Annotated in this window: 16 protein-coding genes; 3 read left to right on the top strand and 13 right to left on the bottom strand. The window is 58.2% G+C overall.

The window, feature by feature from the left end:
• Positions 1-399: 399 nt before the first annotated feature.
• Positions 400-786, bottom strand: coding sequence for an ectoine synthase (locus tag ACP15U_RS16560; protein ID WP_425046265.1), 387 nt, complete (start codon positions 784-786; stop codon positions 400-402).
• A gap of 18 nt (positions 787-804) precedes the next feature.
• The gene (locus tag ACP15U_RS16555; RefSeq protein ID WP_425046264.1) at positions 805-1,554 is read right to left on the bottom strand and encodes an SDR family oxidoreductase; all 750 of its coding nucleotides are present in this window, start codon (positions 1,552-1,554) and stop codon (positions 805-807) included.
• Between the two features lie 136 nt (positions 1,555-1,690).
• On the opposite strand from ACP15U_RS16555, the gene ACP15U_RS16550 reads away from it, so the two are divergent.
• The gene (locus ACP15U_RS16550) at positions 1,691-2,566 is read left to right on the top strand and encodes a LysR substrate-binding domain-containing protein (RefSeq protein ID WP_425046263.1); all 876 of its coding nucleotides are present in this window, start codon (positions 1,691-1,693) and stop codon (positions 2,564-2,566) included.
• A gap of 88 nt (positions 2,567-2,654) precedes the next feature.
• Here ACP15U_RS16550 and ACP15U_RS16545 read toward each other — a convergent pair whose 3' ends face one another.
• The 6 genes from ACP15U_RS16545 to ACP15U_RS16520 are packed head-to-tail and all read right to left on the bottom strand — an operon-like array spanning position 2,655 to position 10,261.
• Entirely contained in the window at positions 2,655-3,932 is a 1,278-nt protein-coding gene (locus ACP15U_RS16545; protein WP_425046262.1) for an aspartate aminotransferase family protein, read from the bottom strand.
• Between the two features lie 3 nt (positions 3,933-3,935).
• A complete protein-coding gene (locus ACP15U_RS16540; protein WP_425046261.1) occupies positions 3,936-5,039 on the bottom strand; it encodes a mandelate racemase/muconate lactonizing enzyme family protein in 1,104 nt (367 codons plus the stop codon).
• On the bottom strand, positions 5,036-6,142 hold the full coding sequence (locus ACP15U_RS16535) for a mandelate racemase/muconate lactonizing enzyme family protein (protein ID WP_425046260.1): 1,107 nt from the start codon (positions 6,140-6,142) through the stop codon (positions 5,036-5,038). Before ACP15U_RS16535 ends, ACP15U_RS16540 begins: the two co-directional genes overlap by 4 nt.
• A complete protein-coding gene (locus tag ACP15U_RS16530) occupies positions 6,139-6,738 on the bottom strand; it encodes a dimethylsulfonioproprionate lyase family protein (RefSeq protein ID WP_425046259.1) in 600 nt (199 codons plus the stop codon). Before ACP15U_RS16530 ends, ACP15U_RS16535 begins: the two co-directional genes overlap by 4 nt.
• Positions 6,735-7,817, bottom strand: a complete 1,083-nt coding sequence (locus ACP15U_RS16525) for an alcohol dehydrogenase family protein (protein ID WP_425046258.1) — start codon at positions 7,815-7,817, stop codon at positions 6,735-6,737. Before ACP15U_RS16525 ends, ACP15U_RS16530 begins: the two co-directional genes overlap by 4 nt.
• Entirely contained in the window at positions 7,814-10,261 is a 2,448-nt protein-coding gene (locus tag ACP15U_RS16520) for an FAD-dependent oxidoreductase (RefSeq protein ID WP_425046257.1), read from the bottom strand. Before ACP15U_RS16520 ends, ACP15U_RS16525 begins: the two co-directional genes overlap by 4 nt.
• 69 nt (positions 10,262-10,330) lie before the next feature.
• On the opposite strand from ACP15U_RS16520, the gene ACP15U_RS16515 reads away from it, so the two are divergent.
• Positions 10,331-11,218, top strand: a complete 888-nt coding sequence (locus tag ACP15U_RS16515) for a MurR/RpiR family transcriptional regulator (protein ID WP_425046256.1) — start codon at positions 10,331-10,333, stop codon at positions 11,216-11,218.
• A complete protein-coding gene (locus ACP15U_RS16510; RefSeq protein WP_425046255.1) occupies positions 11,215-12,297 on the top strand; it encodes an aromatic ring-hydroxylating oxygenase subunit alpha in 1,083 nt (360 codons plus the stop codon). Before ACP15U_RS16515 ends, ACP15U_RS16510 begins: the two co-directional genes overlap by 4 nt.
• Positions 12,298-12,366: 69 nt before the next feature.
• Here the strand turns inward: ACP15U_RS16510 and ACP15U_RS16505 are convergent, their stop codons facing one another.
• The 5 genes from ACP15U_RS16505 to ACP15U_RS16485 all read right to left on the bottom strand — a co-directional run bounded on the left by ACP15U_RS16505 (position 12,367) and on the right by ACP15U_RS16485 (position 20,252).
• Positions 12,367-14,919 (bottom strand): FAD-dependent oxidoreductase, encoded by a 2,553-nt coding sequence (locus ACP15U_RS16505; RefSeq protein ID WP_425046254.1) that lies wholly within the window; start codon positions 14,917-14,919, stop codon positions 12,367-12,369.
• Between the two features lie 293 nt (positions 14,920-15,212).
• Positions 15,213-15,776 (bottom strand): sarcosine oxidase subunit gamma, encoded by a 564-nt coding sequence (locus ACP15U_RS16500; RefSeq protein ID WP_425046253.1) that lies wholly within the window; start codon positions 15,774-15,776, stop codon positions 15,213-15,215.
• Complete coding sequence (locus ACP15U_RS16495) at positions 15,769-18,708, bottom strand: sarcosine oxidase subunit alpha family protein (protein WP_425046252.1); 2,940 nt, start codon at positions 18,706-18,708, stop codon at positions 15,769-15,771. The genes ACP15U_RS16500 and ACP15U_RS16495 overlap by 8 nt, the downstream gene beginning before the upstream one ends.
• Positions 18,705-18,989, bottom strand: coding sequence for a sarcosine oxidase subunit delta (locus ACP15U_RS16490; protein WP_425046251.1), 285 nt, complete (start codon positions 18,987-18,989; stop codon positions 18,705-18,707). The genes ACP15U_RS16495 and ACP15U_RS16490 overlap by 4 nt, the downstream gene beginning before the upstream one ends.
• A gap of 12 nt (positions 18,990-19,001) precedes the next feature.
• Positions 19,002-20,252, bottom strand: a complete 1,251-nt coding sequence (locus ACP15U_RS16485) for a sarcosine oxidase subunit beta family protein (protein WP_425046250.1) — start codon at positions 20,250-20,252, stop codon at positions 19,002-19,004.
• Between the last annotated feature and the right edge of the window lie 28 nt (positions 20,253-20,280).

Raw genomic sequence — 20,280 nt, 5'->3', positions numbered from 1 at the left:
GAATGGAGGTTTTGGCCCAGCCTATCCAGTAGTGAAATCTGAACAGTTGAGCGCTCTTCTCGCTTACTTGCGACCTCACTGGCAACGGACCGCATCTGGCCTGCATCCGACTTTGAGACCAATGGGCCCAGCCGAGACATCAGGCCGTTATGCTGCTGGCGGCCGCCGAACTGGCCATAGTTTTTGATTGCCTGACTTGGGAATCCGAAGCGCACTTTGAGTGCCTTGCAAGTTGTCTGCATCAGGCTCTGAGCTTTCGGTTAGCCCAAGCCTTTCGAGCGACGGCCTACGTGAACCGAATACCTTTTCACGCAGTTAGACCTCAACAAAATGATTCATGTTTGGGCAGTGGTGGCTTTCGGGATGCATCGCAGGCGCGACCCGTTGCATTACTGCAAGTCAGACCTGAGGCGAATAGCTGCCGTCTGGGCCGTGCACTTCACTGCCTGTCAGCGGCGGGTTAAACACGCAGACCAGCCGCAAATCGCCATCAATTGCCCGAACCTCATGGCGATCATTCTGATCAAGCGCATATAGTGTGAAAGGTTCCAGTGGGTGCCATTCCACGCCCATTACGCTCTTGATTTCCCCAGAGCCTTCAATGCAATAGCACGCTTCCAGATGGTGTTTGTATTCCAGTTCCAAGGTCGCGCCGCGCCGAATGATCGTATCCGTCATTGAAAATCCCATACCATCGGAAGCCAGCAACAACCGTCGGCTTTGCCAACCGGGGCCGGAAATGTCCCGTTCGGTTCCGACTATGTCTTTCAAGGCCGTTACGATCATTTCCTCTCTCCCCCTCGTTCAGCGCACTGCCCGGTTCATCCCGCCATCAGACAATATGCTTTGTCCGTTGATGTAGCGAGCACCGTCTGACGCGAGAAACACGCAAGCCTGCCCGATTTCCTCGAAGGTCGCCAGTCGCTGAGCCGGTATGGATTTGCGGGCGAAATCTGACAGGTTCACATTCTCGCAAAAGCCCGGCAGCAAGTTGTTCATGCGGATGTTGTGGCGGGCATAGCGGTCGCCATACAGCTTGGAAAAGCTGTGCAACGCGCCGCGCAGCATGCTCATCGGATAGGGCGCACGAGGTTCGATTGTATTCATTGACGAGATGTTCACGAATACACCGCCGCCCTGTTCGATCAGGATCGGGGTGACAATGCGGGCGATCTTGACAACATTCAGAACGTACATGTCCAGGCTTTCGTGCCAAAGCTCGTCACTCAGTTCGAGCAAGGGACCATCAAAATCAGGATCAAACCCAACGGTCTTGATCTCCTCCGGTACGGTTCCACCATGCCCCATATTGCTGACAATCGCGTCAATCCGACCATATCGGCTCATCGTGTCGTCAATCATGGACTGAAGATCATCCACATCCAGAACCGAACCACGCCTGCCTATTCCACCCAGTTCTTCGGCAAGTTCGACAGAACGATTGGAAGGCGACATGAGCGAAACCTTATAGCCAGCCTTGGCCATCTCGATGGCACATCCCCGGCCAATTCCCTGACCGGTACCGGTCATCAACGCGACTTTCACTTCGGGCACAATCGACTCCTTTGGCAGCTCTTGCCCACAGCGCATGAGCACTTCTCAGATTTCTTGGCGTGTGCTCAAGATAGTCCTGCCCATGATCAGAAACCTATCGAGTTTATCGAAGCTCAATGTTAGGTTTTCTCACATCATGGAAAACCTCAGACACCTTCGCGCCCTGCAAGCCTTTGATGAAACGGCAACTCAATCCAGCCTGAGCAAGGCCGCAGATGTATTGAATGTCACGCACGGTGCCGTGAGCCGCCAAATCAAACAACTGGAGCTGCATCTGGGGGTAACCCTGTTTCATCGCCGCCCGAACGGCGTCGAATTGACCAAGGCGGGTGAGCGGCTGCATCAATCTACTAGGCAAGCCTTTTCTGCACTGCAACTGGGAGTGATGGACGTAAAACGAGTGCATCACCGACAGTCGATCACGGTTTCTCTGTCGACCTCTCTGGCCCTCAAATGGTTGGTGCCCCGCCTGCCTTCGTTTCATCACGACCATCCCGGGATAAGTTTGCTTTTGGACACCAATGACGGATTTGCGGACTTTGACAGTTCCGAAGTCGATGTCGCTCTTCGATTTGGGGAGCCAGGCTGGGCTGGCTTGCACCATGAGCAAATTGCACAGGAAGAACTAATTGTCGTGGCTGCCCCTGCGCTTGTCGAAGACACGCCATTGCCGATGACGGCAGAAGCCATTTGCGGGCTGCCCTTGCTGCACGACGCTTTCAATGTTGGCTGGAACAATTGGGCTGAACAAGTTGGGCTGAACGCCGACCAGTTACAGTCGCAACAAACAAAGTACGTTGACAGCGCAGTCTTGATAGAAGCTGCTTTGGACCGTCAAGGCGTAGCGCTTACCCGGCATCTTCTGGCGGCCAGAGACCTAGAGCTTGGCCGGCTGGTTCGGCTGGACGAAAGCAGAGTAGCGCTGGATCGCGGGTTGTATTTTGTTTGCCGTCCCGGAGATCAAAACCGCGTCACAATCAGAATATTCAAGAAATGGCTGCAGTCCATTTGAATGCAACTCAGTGATCGACAGTAGGGTGTGGCCGAGATTTCGGCAAAAAAAAGCCCCCACTAGAACACCTGCCTCCAAACCCGCTCATTTAGGTGTCGCTGACTGCATGTACCGCAGCCAGAACCGCCGCTTCTGTCTCTTCCAGATCTGCATCCGAGAGCGCGAGCGAAGGGTAGAGTTTGCCGGGCGACTTGAAGACCCCCTGGCGTCGCAGTTCATCATTATAGATCACATTTCGGTTTGGGTCGTCATGGCGGGCAGAGCGATAATCACGGCAATCAGAATTTGCAAAATACACGTCGAACAGGGTCTCATCTCCGCAGATCCGGTGCGCGATACCGGCCTTGGAAAGCGCCTCAGACTGCATGTTCTGAAGCGATCGTCCCACGGCCCTTAGCCGATCATAGCTGCCTTCGCGGCGCAGGATTTCCATTGTCTTGAGGCCCGCCGTAGCGGCAATCGGATTGCCGGACAATGTCCCCAGCTGCATGAGCCATTTGTCGGGTGGAACAAGTGACCTGTCAAAGTGACCCATAATCTCGGCACTCGCCCCGACAGCTGCCAGCGGGAACCCACCCCCGATGATCTTTCCCAGCGTACAGATATCCGGGGTTACACCATAACGTTCCTGCGCACCGCCGTAAGCCAAACGAAACCCCGTTACGATTTCGTCAAAGATCAGCAAGACGTGATGAGCGTCGCAGAGGCTGCGCAACCCTTCCAGATACCCAGGTTCAGCCGGAATGATCCGCTGCAACGGTTCGACGATTATGGCGGCTATATCACGGTTTTCGTTCAACAGAGCCTCCACGGCCGCAAGATCATTGAAGGGGGCGATCAGCATCTGGTCGGCGACACATTGTGGAATCCCCCCACTATCCGGCACCGCTTGCGGAAAATTCACCCGAGTGGCCGGGGCAAGGCTCATCTGGGCTTCTGCGCTCATACCGTGATAACCGCCCTCGAATTTCAGAATTCGGTCGCGCCCGGTATAGGCGCGGGCAAGCCGGATGGCGTACATATCAGCCTCGCCGCCCGAAGCCACAAACCTGACCTGTTCGCAACAGGGAACGGCATCCACGATGGCCTCGGCCAGTTCGATTCCTTTGCTGTTGTTGGCGAAGAAGGTCATGCCCAATGGCAGTTGCTCCAGAACCGCGTCCAGCACTTCGGGGTGACCGTGCCCCAATAGCATGGGCCCCGATCCGATAAGGTAGTCGATATACTCCTTACCATCCTCATCCCAGACACGACTGCCCTGCCCCTTGGAGATCACGATATTCGGGTCAAAATTTCCAAATCCTCCGGCAGGCAGCACATTGCGGGCTCGGGAGATCCATTCGGACTGGGTCGATAGCTTATGCATTGTTCAGTTAAGCTCCAAAATCGGAGTTCCAAGCATGTCGGGGTTCGGTGAGACACCCAGACCCGGACCTTCGGGAGGCGCGATTCGACCGTTTGTGCGAACGGGTGCGTCCGGGCAAAGGCGCGGCGCCACATAGGATGACAGGTCGCATGTATTCAGCAGCATTCGGGGTGGTGTGGAAGCGGCAAAATGCAGGGCGGCAGCTGTTACGATGTCCGATCCCCACGTGCATTCGGCGCAGATCTCGGCCCCGAAATGAAGCGTCAGATCCCGCGCTCTGCGCATGGTCGAGATCCCGCCAAACTTGGATAGTTTCAGTGCGACTGCATCAAGACAACCAAGGTCGCGCGCACGCAGCAGTGACGCCAGATCAAATGCGCCTTCGTCGATTTTCATCGGCAGACCCGTAGCCTGCCGGACAGCGGCGCAGTCTTCCAGCGTGCTGCAAGGTTGCTCCAGCATAACATCCAGATGCGCAACCGTGCGCGCCGTTCGGGTGGCCTGCAGTTTAGTCGCGCCGCAATTCCAGTCGCCGTAAACAATCGGGCCACTTCCGACGGCCTCACGAACCTTTGTCAATCGCTCGGCGTCGGCCTGCCAATCTGCATCAACGCCCAACTTGACCTGAAACTGCCGGATACCTGTTGCATATGCCTCGGCGGCGATACGAGCCATGTCGTCGGGCTCGGTGCAGGTGATCGAATGATACAGCGGCATGTCCGCCTGCGTGCGCCCTCCCAACAGGGTAAAGAGCGGCTGCCCGGTTGCCTGGCCGAACAAATCCCACAAGGCCATGTCGACAATCGACTTGGCATAAGAATGTCCCTGCAGAACGTCATCGAGCCGGCGCATAATGGCATCGACACCGATTGGCGAAGCCCCCAGAAGCGCCGGGGCCATTTCGGTCACCGCACTCGGCACCCCATCTGCAAATGCCGGCAGATAGTGCGGAATGGGGCACACCTCGCCCCAACCCTTCATCCCGTTGTCGGTTTCCAGACACAGAACCTGCGATTTGACCGTATCGCAGGTTTTTCCACCGGCCATGTAGTAGGTGGCGTGGCTTGTCAGTTCTACAGACCACAGGATGAGTCCGCTGACCTTCATGGATACACCGCAACCGGATCGCCCAGCGCCTTCTCGTCAGGTTGCACACCCAGCCCCGGTGCCTCGGGGAGGTGCAGATAGCCATTGTCGTTGCGTGGACCTCTGCCCCCGGCAATATCCAATGTGAGCATATCCTGACAGGCCCAGACCGCATGGCAATTGGCATCGGGAATCGTTGCCGCAAGATGTAACGCCTCGGTATCCGCCAGCACCGAACCGCCTGTGGCCATAACAAACATGTCGATACCGTGCGCCAGAGCAACATCACGCATCCGGGCCGCCTTTGTAAGCCCTCCGACCCGGTTCAGCTTGATCCCGAATACTTCTGCAAGTCCGTCCCTTGCGACGCGGGATGCGTCCTGAAGGGTTACCAGAGATTCATCCACCGATACCGGGGCAGCGTGCTTTCCTGTCAGCGCAGCGATGTCATCAAGCGTTTCGCAGGGCTGTTCGAACATCACGTTAAGATCTTCGGTAGCCGACATCACCCGCAAGGCCTGCTGCCGCGTCCAGCCGCGGTTGACATCATAGAGTACAACCTCGTTCTCGCGCCGGATGCTCTCGACGTCCCGGATGCGCGCGATATCCCGTGCCACATCACCGCCAATCTTGACAGAATGTGCTACATACCCGCGACTGCGATAGCGATCGATGACAGCGCGGGTTTCCTCGATGGTCTTGGCCCCGACCGAAGACGCAATCGCGCGCGGAGTTCGGGATCCGCCTCCCATGAGATCCGCAATAGGCAGACCAGCAGCCTGACCGGCAATATCCCAGCAGGCCATATCAATTGGGCTCTTGGCATAGAGATGGCCGGGCAGCGCAAGATCCATGGCCCGCTCCACGGCCAAGACCCGGCGCGGATCCAGCCCGAGGATAAATGGGGCCATTGTCTCAATTCCGGCCCGTATCCCCGGGCCGTGGGCGGGCACATATGTATGCCCCCAAGGCGTGCCTTCCCCCCAGCCGATCAGCCCGGTGTCGGTTTCGATCTTGACCAAAGTAGCATCCAGAACCTCGAACCTAAGACGCCCACCGGACAGCCAGTAGGGGTGCTCCAACGGCAGGTCGATCTGATAGAGTGAAATCCGGGTGATCTTCATTCCAGCTTCTCCGCAGGTGTCAGCACGGGCGCGATTTCAAACTGATTGCGCCAGACCACATATGCGAGGAACGGCGACCCGGTGGTTTCGGTTGCGTGGGGCTGGTCGGACATATGAGTGCTGAGGGTGCCCTCGATCATGGTTTGATCTGGATGTCCCCGGACCAGGAAACGGGCGGTGCCCGCAAGCGTCAGATACATCTCTTCGGCGGGGTGGTGATGCCACGGATACCATAGTCGGGCCGGCATGTAGACGACCCAAGCCCGCATCCTGTCGCTATGGAACGGAGCGTTCGGCCCGATGATCCCATAGCAGCCAAAACGGTTCAAAAAGTCCTCGCCAATATCGGTGCCTTTGTACGTTTCCCGCCAATGCGCCTGGTCAGCGCAGTCGATCAGGGCCTGGCAACACGCCCGATAGCGCGTGCTTTCAAGCGCGGGATCCGCCTGCATCAGATCCGATGACGGAATGTGATGCGGCAAAACCTGCTGCTGCCGGATATCATCGGGAAACGGGCAGAAAGTCTGCAAGGCGGTCGTATTTTCATGAACGCTGCGAATTTCGGTCAGCAATCTGTCCCAACTCATCCTGTTCATGGGATCACCACGATGTTTCCGACGTGCTCTTTGGCGATAAAGGCTGCCTGCGCCTCTCGAAGCTGTTCCAACGGAAATGTTGCAGCAAGCGCCGGTTTGATTTCATCGTTTTCGATGTATCGGATCAGGTTTGACATGACCGCAGGGGGGATCACTGTCGAACCCGTGAATGTCAGGTCACGCAGGTAGAATGTCCGCAGATCGAAAGAGACAATTGGGCCGGCAATCGCTCCGGAGCATGTATAGCGGCCGCCTCGTACCAGAGCATCGATGAGTTTCGGCCAGTATGGCCCACCGACGACGTCGGCAACCACCGAGATCTTCTCTTGCCCCAACGCTGCACGCAGATCATCCGGTGTTCGGCGCAGGATCATGTCCGGGCCAAGCGCTGCAACCTGCGGGTGCTTGTCCTCGGAGGCCATTGCAACAACCCGCGCACCGCGCCGCTTCGACAATTGCACCAGCGCGCCACCAACCCCGCCAGAGGCGCCGGGAACCAGCACCGTGTCAGACGCCGAAACACCGGCGCGTGTCAGCATGCCTTCGGCCGTGGAATAGGAACAGGAAAACGTCGCGAGTTCGGCATCCGTCAACTGGGACCGTATGTTCAAGGCGTTTCGGGACGGAGTGGTGGTAAACTCGGCAAACCCGCCATCCCGTTCCGATCCGAAATAACCGGTCTTGTCCATGCTTTCGGGGTCATCTGTATCCCTCAACCAGCCATCGGTTATGACCCGCTCACCGATCCGGGCGGGATCGACTCCCTCGCCCACGGCGACGATCTTTCCACAGACATCGGCCCCCTGAATGCGCGGGAACTGAATTGGCGCACCGCCCCAGGTCGGATCATCTTCGCTCACCTCGGCAAAGGCATTACCGGTCGTGGCGTCGGTCACGGACTTTGAATACCAACCCGATCGCGTATTCACGTCCGTATTGTTCAATCCGCATGCCCCGACCTTTATGAGGACTTCACCGGCCGCTGGATCAGGGCGCGGCCAATTCTCGTGAAACACCATCTGATCAAGCCCGCCATGACCAATCGTCACCATCGCAGACATGGTTCTTGGCAGATTCATGCGATTTCCCTCGCCTCCGTGCGGGGGCGAATGCTGGCCGGGTCAAACGCCGGCTCACCCAGAACCTTTGCGGCGCGTCGAACCCCGTGAATGACGACCTCAAGAGCGGTCTCAGGCCTTGCGGCTGATGGCTGGAGATAAGCAAAGGCGAGGATCTTTCCGACGGTGGGGCTGTAGGCAACTGACGACGTCGAGCCGACAACACTGTCATCCAGAAGAACAGCCTCGCCGCCATGCCCGTCGGCCTTACCATCCGGTTCGATTTCCAGATAAGCGCAAACCCACCGCAGATCAGGGTTCAGGGTCTCGTCCCGCCCGAGATACGATTTGTCGGTGCGAGCCAACCGCAATACGTCCGCTTCGGCCAGCGTGACCTCGTTTGTCAATTCACTGGCGCCCTTGAATCCCTTTTCCATGCGCAACACGTTCATTGCAAAGGAACCATAGTCGATTATCCCGAACGCTTCACCGGCTGCCCAAAGCGCTTTGTAGACATCCAAGCAGGCTGCATTTGGCATGTGGAGTTCCCATCCCAATTCCCCAGCATAGGACATCCGCAAGGCCCAGACGCGGTGACCTGCGACAGAGATCTGCTGCCCGGAAAGCCAGCGAAAGTTTTCATTTCCTAGTTCGGCATCCGAACACCTCGCCAGAACGTCCCGCGAATGCGGCCCGTTAAGCGACAGGGCCGACCATTGGGACGAAACCGCAGTGATCGTCACCAATTCATCCGCGCGGTTCTGGTTCAGATGATCGAGCAAACGCTGTTCAAAAAACGCGGCACAAACAAGGTAAAACCGACCCTCTTCCATTCGCATGATCGTGGTTTCCAGCTCGATCCGCCCGGCCCGGTTCAACATGTGCGTGAGCGTAATCGCACCCACCTTTTGCGGCATCCGGTTCGCGGTCAGGCGATCCAGCAGGGCATAGGCGTCGGGCCCCTCAACCAGCACTTTTGTAAAGGCCGTCACATCCATGATCCCGACGGCATTGCGCACGGCGTTCACTTCCAGCGCAACCATGTCGTCTGCGACAGTGCGATTGAAGGAATAATGGTCTTCCTGCGCGACACCATTCCGGGAAAACCAACGGGGCCGCTCGAACCCGTAAACCTCTTCATGGACAGCCCCTTTGGACTTGAGGAGATCGTACAACGGGGACGGTTTGACCGGCCGCCCTGCCAAACGATTGAAATGCGGAAAGGGAACCTCGTGCCGAAGGCAATAGTCTTCCTCGGCCTTCACCACCTGCCACTCTTTTCGGGCATAGGAACCAAAGCGGCGCGGATCGAATTCCCGCATCGAGATATCCGCGGCGCCATGCACCATCCAGCGAGCCAGTTCGCGCGTCAGACCTGGCCCCCAGCCGATCCCGATCTGCGTTCCGCAACAGCACCAGTAGTTGTGCGCACCCGGCGCCGGGCCAATCAGCGGGTTGCCATCCGGCGGATGGCTGATCGCCCCGTGAACCTCGCGCTGAATGCCAAGTTGCGCAAAAATCGGCATGCGGTTCAGGCTTTCCTCAAGATACGGCATGACGCGGTCATAGTCGGCATCAAATAGCCAGTTTTCATAATCCCAGGGACAGTGATCATGCCAGACGGAGTTCGGATTTTCCTTCTCGTAGATCCCGATCAGCCCCCGCTTCTGCTCCATCCTGATGTAGCCCGACACCTTCTTGTCGTCGCGAATGACAGGAAGTTCATATTCGAGGGTCTCAAACTCGGGGACCGGCTCGGTCACAAAGTAATGATGGGTCATCGAGGTCATTGGCAATTGAAGACCGGACCACTCTCCCATTTGCCGGGCATAGGTTCCGCCGGCATTGACGACATGTTCGCAGATGATCGTGCCCATCTCGGTTTCGACGGCCCACTCTCCCGTGGCGGCCCTGGTGATGTTGGTAGCCCGACATTGCCGAATGATCCTGACCCCGTTTCTGCGCGCTCCCGCAGCCATTGCCATCGTCACATTTGTGGGATCCACATGGCCGTCGTCCGGTGTGTGCAGCCCCCCCAGAACCCCGTCGAGGTTATAGAAAGGATGCTTGTCTGCGATCCTGTCGACCTCAACAAGTTCGATGTTGAACCCCAGCGATTGCCCGACCGATAGCGTGTGGCGGAGCCAGTCCATCTCATCCTCGGTGTAGGCCAGACGAAATGATCCGCAGCCGTGCCAGGTTACGGGCTGGCCGGTTTCAGCCTCCAAATCCCCTGAATAAAGATCGATGTTGTAGCCGACACATTTGCCCAAGCCAAAACTGGAGGTCGAATGTGTGATCTGCCCGGCCGCATGCCATGTGCTCCCCGAGGTCAATTCCGCCTTTTCCAACAACAGGGTGTCCTGCCCCCAACCCTCGTGTCCGAGGTGATAGGCAAGACCCACCCCCATGATGCCCCCGCCCACGATTACGACCCGCGCGTGGCTCGGAAATGTGTTGGACACAGCTTGCACCTCTGTTTGGTTGGCTTTTCCTGTCGACACCGTAAGCAAACAAATCTACCATCGTCAATTATGATTGGGACAAATGTATCAAACTTGATTCTGGATCGGCTGGCTGGCGAGCTGTCAGACCTGACCCCCGAGGCACGCAAGGCTGCCACCTATGTGCTTGAAAACCCGCGCGACGTAGGTGTTTCAACCGTGAGAGAGATCGCCGAAGCGGCCAATGTGAAACCGAACACAGTGGTTCGGATGGCCCGGCAGGTCGGGTTCGAAGGCTACGAAGACTTTCGGGCCCCGTTCCGCGAAGCGATCCGGCGGGGGGCGGCAGATTTCCCCGATCGCGCCCGCTGGTTGCAGGACATACGCAAGTCTGGCGATCTAGGCGGGCTCTATGCGGATATGGTGCGCGACGTGTTGGCAAATGTCGAAGAGACTTTTGCCGGAATTTCCACGGACGAGTTAAAGTCCGCAGCCGAGGCTATCTGGAACGCCCGGCGCGTTTTCACTTTGGGCGTCGGGGTAAACAACTCGGTTGCGCGAAATTTCACATACCTGGCCTCGACCGGCATGACCGAGTTTCATGCCATACCGCGCCCCGGCTCGACGCCAGTGGATGATCTTGCGTGGGCAGACAAGCGGGATGTTCTGATTGCGGTGACTTGCAAACCCTTCAGAACAGAAGTTGTCGAGGCTGTCGAAATCGCACGAGAGCAGGGAATGACGATCATCGCATTGTCCGATAGCCGTGCCAGCCCGATTGTTCGCGTTTCCGATCACGGATTTGTGGTGTCAGTGGACACGCCGCAGTTCTTTCCCTCCTCCGTGAGTATCATCGCCCTGCTCGAGACTCTGCTTTCCTTCGTGATTGCTGTTGCAAGCGACGAAATCGTTGAGCGGGTCGAAACTTTTCACAAACGACGGCATCAACTTGGCCTCTATCACGAGGGGACGAAATGAACGAACCGGTGCGGTCGCTCGACGCCAGATACTACATCGACCCGCAAGTGTTCAGGCTCGAGATCGAAGGCTTATTGGCACGAACTTGGCAATTCGGATGCCATTCGTCCGACCTGCCGAAGCCGGGTGACTACCAGACCTTCGAGATTGCCGGAGAAAGCCTGTTTGCGATAAGGGGGCGGGACGACGAAATCCGCGTTTTCTACAATGTCTGTCAGCACCGAGCGCATCAGCTTGTCAGTGGTTCCGGCTCGGCCCGCGTGGTGGTTTGCCCCTACCATGCGTGGACATACGAGTTGACCGGTGAGCTCAGGGCCGGGCCGAACATCGGCGCGGTCGAGGGATTCGACAAGTCAGGCATCTGCCTTACCGAGGTTCGGGCCGAGGAGTTTCTGGGTTTCCTGTTCGTCAATCTGGATCCGGCTGCGCCACCGATGGAAGACTGGTTCCCGAACTGTCGAAAGGAACTGCAGGAATGGGTGCCAAACTGGGCTGAACTCAGGCCATTGGAGTGGGTCGAAATCCACGAAAAGTGCAATTGGAAGGTTTCCGTCGAAAACTACTCGGAATGCTACCACTGCTCACTTAACCACCCGACCTTTTCCAATGGTGTAGTCCGGCCGGAAACTTATGACATTCAACCGCAAGGCATGTGTCTGCGTCATACCACCGAATGCCAGAGCCTTGATGACATGAGCTATGACATTCATTCGGGGTTTGATCACCATGACCAGTATTCCAGCTGGTTCCTTTGGCCCATGTTCTCGTTTCAGGTGTACCCCGGCAATTTACTGAACACATACCATTGGCGCGCGGTTGACGCCGAGAACGTGATTGTCTGGCGCGGTTGGTACTCTGTTGGCGGCGCGGAGGACGAAAAAGTCAGGCAGCTGGCCCTTCAGGACCGCCACACGACGGTCGAGGAGGATATTCACTTGGTGGAGTCCGTCCAGCGCGGGCTCGGGTCGCGCGGTTACCGCCCTGGCCCCTTGGTGATTGATCCCTGCGGCGGCGTGAACTCCGAACATCCCGTCATGTACCTGCAACGCTGGATGCGGCAGGCCATCGACGCAGGTTAATCGAAAGCCCGCCTTTCAGGTTGCGGGGGTATCTCCTCTGGCCAGCCGCCAAACGGCAAGCCCACGATCTCAGGAGCATCGACCCAGAAATGTCAGCAAAGGCGCTTCGCTATCAGCCCGGCCCGTGGATTCCCGTTCAAGAAATTCGATGGCCGCCACTTCATGTTCAGTCAAGAGTTTCAACCGAGGTAGATCTTCCGGCGGGGCCATGGCCTCGAGCTTGAGGAATTCGTCAATGTATTCAGGAAACGTCGCAAGCATTTCATTCATCAGATCCTGCCATTGCTCAGGAGTTTCATCGGCCTGATCCCGCCCCGAAAGCAGCAATTCCTCACGGCTGCGGGTCGATATTCCATATTTGTCGATCAATGGACGGACAGCCTCTGCGGTAAAGATCTCAATTTCGGCAAGGCGCGTCATTTTGCGCCGCTCGTCAGGTGATGCCCTGCGGCAGCCAATGGCTTCGAAATAGGCTTCGCCTTCGACCTCTTCTTCGTAGTAGTTGCGCAGGGTGTCGAGATACTCCTTCGAAGGTTCAGCCTTGGTTGGTGCATCAGATGTTTCCCCGACATCGACACGGTCATGGCGCATCTGCTCAACATCGTATGGGTTTCCAAGCTCACGCGCATAGCGATGCCCGGCATAGGTGGCAGCCGCAATGATGGCAGGTGCATCGCAGTCACCGATTTTCTCTAAAGAAAAGGGCAAGCGATCCTTGTTGCCGTCTACCGCAACCAACAAATCCCGATACAGGCCATCATTCGGGGTGCGCTGCGTCACCATGACCAACGATGCCGCCGGAACCTCCCGTGAACTGCCGCTGTACTCGCATATCAGTTTTGCCGAAGAGCCGTCGAACCACTCCAACCCGTGAGACAGTTCGATACCAATTCCGAGTTTCATCAGATGCGTGCGGATCCGCCAGCGCTCCGACGTCTCCTCGGCCCAGGCTGAAACCGTGTCTGCAGGAGTGACAAGTACAACCTCTAGCCCGGATTTCTTGAGAGTTTCCGCAACAACGCCTCCCATGTAGTAGCCGTCTTCGTCATAAACGAGCACCGGCCCCTCGGTCGGCAAATTGCCATCCATGATATCATCGGGCGTAAATAGCTTCGCATCGCTGTCTTCGGTTGCAACAGACCGGTAACAGCTCCAGTCGAAGCGGGTGCGGTTCCATTTTGCGCCGGTGGCAATGACCACATGGTCGGCCTCCACCGCCATCACATCCTCCACACCAAGCGGGCTTTCACGAAACACTTGGACATTTGCCATCTCGAACATGCTCTGCTCGCGATAGTTCCGGACGCGTGCGTATTCGCCCATTCCCGGAAGGGCACTTTCGCGAGTGATCCGCCCTCCCAATTCCCGACCTGCTTCGGCCAGCATCACTTCATAGCCGCGCTGCCCCAACGCCCGGGCAGCCTCCAGGCCGGCCGGACCTGCGCCGACCACCAGCACCTTCTCCTCGGCGTGTTTGGGCGGGATCTTCTCGGGATGCCAGCCCTTGCGCCACTCCTCTCCCATGGTGGGGTTTTGGGTGCACCTGATCGGCGCGGCCAAACTGTCGCCAGCATAGCAGATATTGCAGCCAATGCATTCTCGGATCGAGTCGACCTCACCCTTCTGGATCTTGCGCGGCAGAAACGGGTCGGCGATCGACGGGCGCGCGGCGCCAACGAAGTCGGTAATGCCTCGTTTGATCTGGCTGGCCATGGCGTCCGGCGACGTGAAGCGGCCGACGGTCACCACGGGTTTGCTCGTGACCGATTTTACCCAGTTCATATAGGGCTCCAGTGCGGCCTCTTTCACATAGCGTGAAACGCCCATCTCAAGCGAATAGTCGGCGATATTAATGTCCCACAGGTCCGGCAAATCGGAAAGCAGTTCGAACATCTCTCGGCGGTCACCAAAGATCGGGTTGCCATCTTCGCCGATTTCCTCATCGGCAGAAAAGCGAACAGCCACGGCGCACCGATCACCAACGGCCTCCTTGGTTTCTTCGATCAATTCGCGCACAAAGCGGACGCGGTTTTCTAGCGAGCCGCCATATTCATCCCCGCGAGTATTGAGGCCGGGATTGAGAAAGTTCGAAATCATGTAGCCATGGGTGGCATAGACGTAAACGATGTCGAACTCGGCCTCCCGCGCACGCAGCGCGGCTTTGCGGTGCCAGTTCCGAAACATGCGGATATCGGACTTGTCCATCGCGCGGGTCTGGAACGGATGACCAACCGAGTTGGGAAAGCTCGCAAGGTCAATCGGCACTTCGCGCGTCGTGAGGTTCGTGGTGCGGATCCCGCCGTACCACAGCTCTGCCCCGGCCAGACTGCCATGTGCATGCACCTTGTCGGTCATCAGCCGATGCGCACGAATATCGCTGTCATTCCAAAGCGACGCACAGGGATGCGGCGTATCATCCGAGCTAGGGTGGATCGAGCAGTATTCGGTGTTGACGACGCCCCAGCCGCCTTCGGCCTTTACCGCGCGCATTTCAGCCAGTGTTCTCGGCCGCAACCATCCCATCCCGGTGCAGTGCGGCACCTGATAGAAGCGGTTCGGAGCAACAACCGGCCCGATCTTCATTGGCTGGAACAAGACATCATAGCGCGGGTCGCGGGTCATTGGGATCTCCGGTCTAGAGCTGTTTGTTCGTCACTTGAACGGGCGATCACGGCCAATTGACATTTCGCCAACATCTGACAGGAAGAGGTGAAATTCCAACGTGAACACCGCCAAAACTTGTTGAATAATCATTCAATGGGTGGGCTGATTTCCAGAATTAGTCAATAGCCATTTTGGTCAAAAACCGGCCGTCCCTCCGCCTCCCTCGCCAAACACATGTAGGCCCCCTCATGCCGAAAATGAGGGCGCGTTCTAATTGGTTCGGACTCGGAACGAAGTGTTAAAAAGCCCTGTCAGGCCTCAGGCAACAGATGAAATGATGTCTCAACGGCGTGCAGGAATGAACGCGCCGAAGACCCGGCCGCGATCAACCGAAATTCCGTTTCTGACACTCGATGTATCGTGGCGCCCATATGCTCCATGATCGTTCGGGCATTGGCGCCGACAGGAAAGGCGTTGTCGTGCAGATCCACCGGGCATAGCCGTTCCAGTGCCGCGCGGGTCAGCGGCCCGTCCAGATCAAGCACCATCAGGGCATCGCTCTGGTCGGTCGTGTACCCAGCCCCGCCGAGTTTTGACTTTACAAATCCTTCTGCGCTGAGGTCGGTTGCCGAGAAAACAAGCAGGATCTGATCCGGCGTCATCCGCAACGCAAACATGTCGTCGGATTGCGTGGATCCGGTTGCATCAGGCACATCCAGTCCGAAACCGGACTTAAGAGCCGCAGCCAGCTCGGTCTCGCTGCCGCGTGGCGTCGCGACCGAGACCATTGCCAGATCCGGGCGCGGCGTGATCCTATTGGCACCAATCTCGATCGGATCTGTGCCCAATACAGGTGTTGCGATCAGACTACCCACGTTGACGCTCTCCTTCAGGATCGATGTGATGGGCCGAAACGACAGTAACCAGCGTGTCCTTGCCACGGACGGGATCAAACGCGCGCACCACATCGCCCATGCGTTTCTTGCCTCGCTTCAGAAAGCCCAGACCAACGGAATGCCCAAGCTCCGGCGACCATGCGACAGAAGTCATCCAGCCTTGATCATGGGCCATGTCCTCGGGGTCGGCGCGGTTCAGGAAATGCGCGCCGGCGTTCAGCTGCACCGACCTGTCGACCGGATGAAAACCCACCAGACGCAGATCGTCTGCAGTGTTCATCCCCTCTCGCTCGGACAGCTTGGAGCCGATGGCATCCTTTTTCTTGGACACCATCATTCCCAACCCCAGCTGCGCCGCTGTGGTCTGGCCGTTCAGTTCGTTGCCTGCCGCATGACCCTTTTCAATCCGCATTACGCCAAGAGCTTCGGTCCCATATGGGGTAGCATCAAACTCTTCTCCGGCCTCCATCAAAGCGCGCACCAGCGCATCGCCATATCGGGTCGGAACCGCGATCTCATAGGCCAGCTCACCCGAAAACGAGATCCGGAACAGCCGCGCAGGCGTCCCGCCGCAGACGGTGATCTCGGCGCAGGCCATGAAGGGGAACGCATCATTGGAAAGGTCTGTATCGTCTATCACCTTCTGCAGCAGCGCACGCGAATTTGGCCCCGCCACCGCGAATTGCGCCCAGCCATCTGTGGTCGAAATCAGGTGCACGTCCAGGTCCGGCCACAAGCACTGACGTGCGAACTCCATGTTGCGGAACACCGTCACCGCATTGGCCGTTGTGGTCGTCATCACGAAATGCGTTTCCGAGAACCGCGCGGTCGTGCCGTCGTCATAACAGACGCCATCCTCACGCAGCATCAATCCATAACGGACCTTGCCCACTGGAAGCTTGGCAAAAGCGTTAGCGTAGATGCGGTTGAGGAACTCGGCCGCGTCGCGGCCCTGAATGTCGATCTTGCCCAGCGTGGTCACATCACAAATACCCACAGAATTGCGGGTCATCGTAACCTCGCGATCCACACTGTCCCGCCATCCCTTCTCGCCGGGACGTGCATACCATTGCGCCCGCAACCACATGCCGGTCTCAACGAAAGCGGCGCCATTCTCCTCGGCCCAACGATGCGACGGAGTCAGCCGATACGGGCGGAAGTCCTTGCCTCGCGCTCGACCTGCAAGGGCGCCCATCGGCACCGGAGAATAAGGCGGCCGGAAGATTGTGGTGCCGGTTTCGGGAATGGTCTTGCCGCTGGCTTCTGCCAAAATGGCCAGCCCCAGCACATTCGCAGTTTTCCCCTGATCCGTTGCCATGCCCAAGGTGGTGTAACGTTTCAGGTGTTCGACTGAGCGGAATCCTTCGGTATGTGACTGCTTCACGTCCTTGGTGGTCACATCATTTTGCAGGTCAACCCAAGCGCGGCGCCTGGAGGCCCCCACATGCCAGAACGGAGTGATGTCACTTGCCTCATCGCTCGCGCCCGGAGCCTCGGCCTTGGACGGGGTCGCGCCCAGTTCGGCTGCAATTTTTGCTGCGCTGTCATGTCCATCGCGCAAGGCCGCCCCAAGGGTCAGCGTTCCATTGGCCGCTCCCGCCACTGACATGCCCGGAGGCAGGTCTCCGCCGGGCACGAAGCCGACGATGTCATCTCGCCAAACCGGACGGCCGCGCTGGTGGCAAGTCAGGTGTACATTGGGCGACCAACCACCCGAAACAGCAAGACAATCGGCTTCGACCACTGTGCCATCGTCAAGAATTAGGGCGCCGATTTTGCTGCGACCGCGTGTGTCAACGATCTGCCTGCCGCGCAGGCTCCGCACCCCGTCCAGTGCAGGACAGGACTCCCGTGTGTCGATAACCCCGGCTATTTCGACCCCTGCGGCCTTCAGGTCATGCGCCGTTCGCCAACCGTCATCATTGTTGGTGAACACGGCCACACGGCGCCCCGGAGCTACACCCCAGCGGTTCACATAAGCGCGGACCGCACCCGCCAGCATCACCCCGGGGCGATCGTTGTTGCCAAATGCGATCGACCGTTCGGTTGCGCCGGCCGTTACCAAAGCGCGGCGGGTATAGATACGCCAGAGCACCTGCCGCGGTTTGCCATCCGAAACCGGCAGATGGTCTGTCATCCGTTCAAGCGCGCCATAGATGCCATGATCAAACGCGCCGTAAACCGTGGTGCGGGTCATAAGCCGAACATTGCCCATCGCCGCGAGTTCAGCAGCCGCCTGTTCTGCCCAGATATGTCCGGGCTGATCCGCTACTGCGTGCGTTTCGGCATTGAGTCGCCCGCCGGGCAGAAAATCCTCATCTGCGAGGATCACTCTCAGCCCCGCCCTGCCCGCTTCCAATGCCGCCGCCAACCCGGCAGGGCCAGCTCCGATCACAAGAAGATCGCAATGCAGGAAGCCATGATCGTAGACATCCGGGTCCGGCTCCATCGACAATCGGCCAAGTCCGGCAGACGCACGGATTACCGGCTCGTACAGCTTCTCCCAGAACGCTTTGGGCCACATGAAGGTTTTGTAATAAAAACCGGCTGACAGAAACGGTGACAGCCAGTCGTTAACAGCCAACAGATCGCGCTCCAGAGAGCCTCGATGGTTCTGACTGGTCGCCTCGAGCCCGTCGAACAATTCGGCAACCGTGGCGCGGGTGTTGGGCTCCTGAGATGCCCCGCGCCGCAACTGAACCAATGCCGAAGGCTCCTCGGATCCTGCGGAAAAGACACCGCGCGGCCGGTGATACTTGAAGGAACGGGCCACGAACCGCTCGCCATTTGCAAGCAGCGCCGAGGCGAGGGTATCGCCGGGATGCCCCTGCATGGGCTTTCCGTTCCAGGTGAACCCCAAGATCTTGCTGCGGTCGACCCGGGCTTCGGCGATCCGATTTGTCTGGGTCATCGCGACCTCCCCCGGCTGCGCGCGACGTCCCGCGCAAGCTCTACGTTGGTGATGTCATGGGTCAGGGTGTTCCGCGTGACCACGAGCCAGGACCGATCGCCTTGCTCGTGATACCAGAGTTCACGATGCTCACCTGCCGGGTTGTCCCTCAGGTAGAGATAGTCGTGAAACCTGTCGAGATCGTCTGTCATACCATCAGGCCGGTCGATCAGGCTGGCATCGCCCTTGTAGACGAATTCGGCTGCGTCCCTTGGACCAAGAAGGGGGTGGTTGATGATCATGTCGAACTCCCTTCAGTGCAGATTGGGTTGGGCACCCTGGCCCTTTTCGTCGATCGGAACGCCGCGCCGGAACCGGTCCAACCGGTATTCGGTTGCGGTCTCGTGCGGACGGTCGGTGGCCAGCAGATGGGCATAGCAATAGCCGCTGGCCGGTGTTGCCTTGAACCCGCCGTAGCACCAGCCACCATTGAAATAGAGCCCGCCGATATCGGTCTTGTCGATAAACGGGGATCCATCCATCGACATGTCCATCACCCCACCCCACATCCGCAAAAGCCGCGCCCGCCCGATCATGGGCATGATTGCCATGCCGCCTTCGCAGACATCCTCGACCACCGGGAGGTTCCCGCGCTGCGCGTAAGTGTTGTAGCCGTCGATATCACCGCCAAAGACCAGCCCGCCCTTGTCGGACTGGCTGACATAGAAATGGCCGGCCCCAAAGGTTATCACCCCCGGAATGACCGGCTTGAGCCCTTCGGAGACGAAAGCCTGAAGAACGTGACTTTCGATCGGCAGCCGCATCCCTGCCTGCGCCATCACCCTCGACGACGAACCCGCCACGCAGACAGCGATCTTTTTGGCGCGGATTGCACCACGGGAAGTCTCCACTCCCTTGCAGATGCCATTTTCCATTTCGAAACCGCTGACTTCGCAATTCTGAATAATGTCGACACCGCGACTGTCGGCGCCACGCGCATACCCCCAAGCCACCGCATCATGTCGGACCGTTCCCCCACGAGGCTGCCAGAGCGCACCCTGTATCGGAAAGCGGGCATTTTCATAGTCCAGAAACGGGCACATCTTGCGGATACCGTCGAGGTCCAGAAGCTCTGCGTCCGCCCCTGACAATCGCATTGCATTGGCGCGCCGGGCAAAGGCATCACGTTGCGGATCGTTGTGGATCAGGTTCAGGATCCCGCGCTGGCTCACCATTGCGTTGTAGTTGAAGTCCTGCTCCAGCCCCTCCCACAATTTCAGACTCAGTTCGTAGAACGGCTGATTGCCCTCCAGCAGGTAATTCGACCTGATGATCGTCGTATTGCGCCCCACATTGCCTGACCCTATCCAGCCCTTTTCCAGAACCGCAACGTTGGTGACGCCGAATTCCTTGGCGAGATAGTAGGCCGTGGCCAGCCCATGCCCGCCGCCACCCACGATGACGACGTCGTATTCCCGTTTCGGTTCGGGTTCCCGCCAAACCGGTTTCCACCCACGGTTTCCTGTCAGGCCCTGAGTCAGAACTTTTAGAGCTGAGTAACGCATCCGCTTTTCCACAGAGTTCGATGGCGCT

This window comes from Primorskyibacter sp. S87 (genome assembly GCF_049801055.1).
Taxonomy (GTDB): domain Bacteria; phylum Pseudomonadota; class Alphaproteobacteria; order Rhodobacterales; family Rhodobacteraceae; genus JBNAGF01.
Note: the sequence above shows the minus strand (reverse complement) of the source record. Positions and strands in the feature narration are given on the sequence as shown.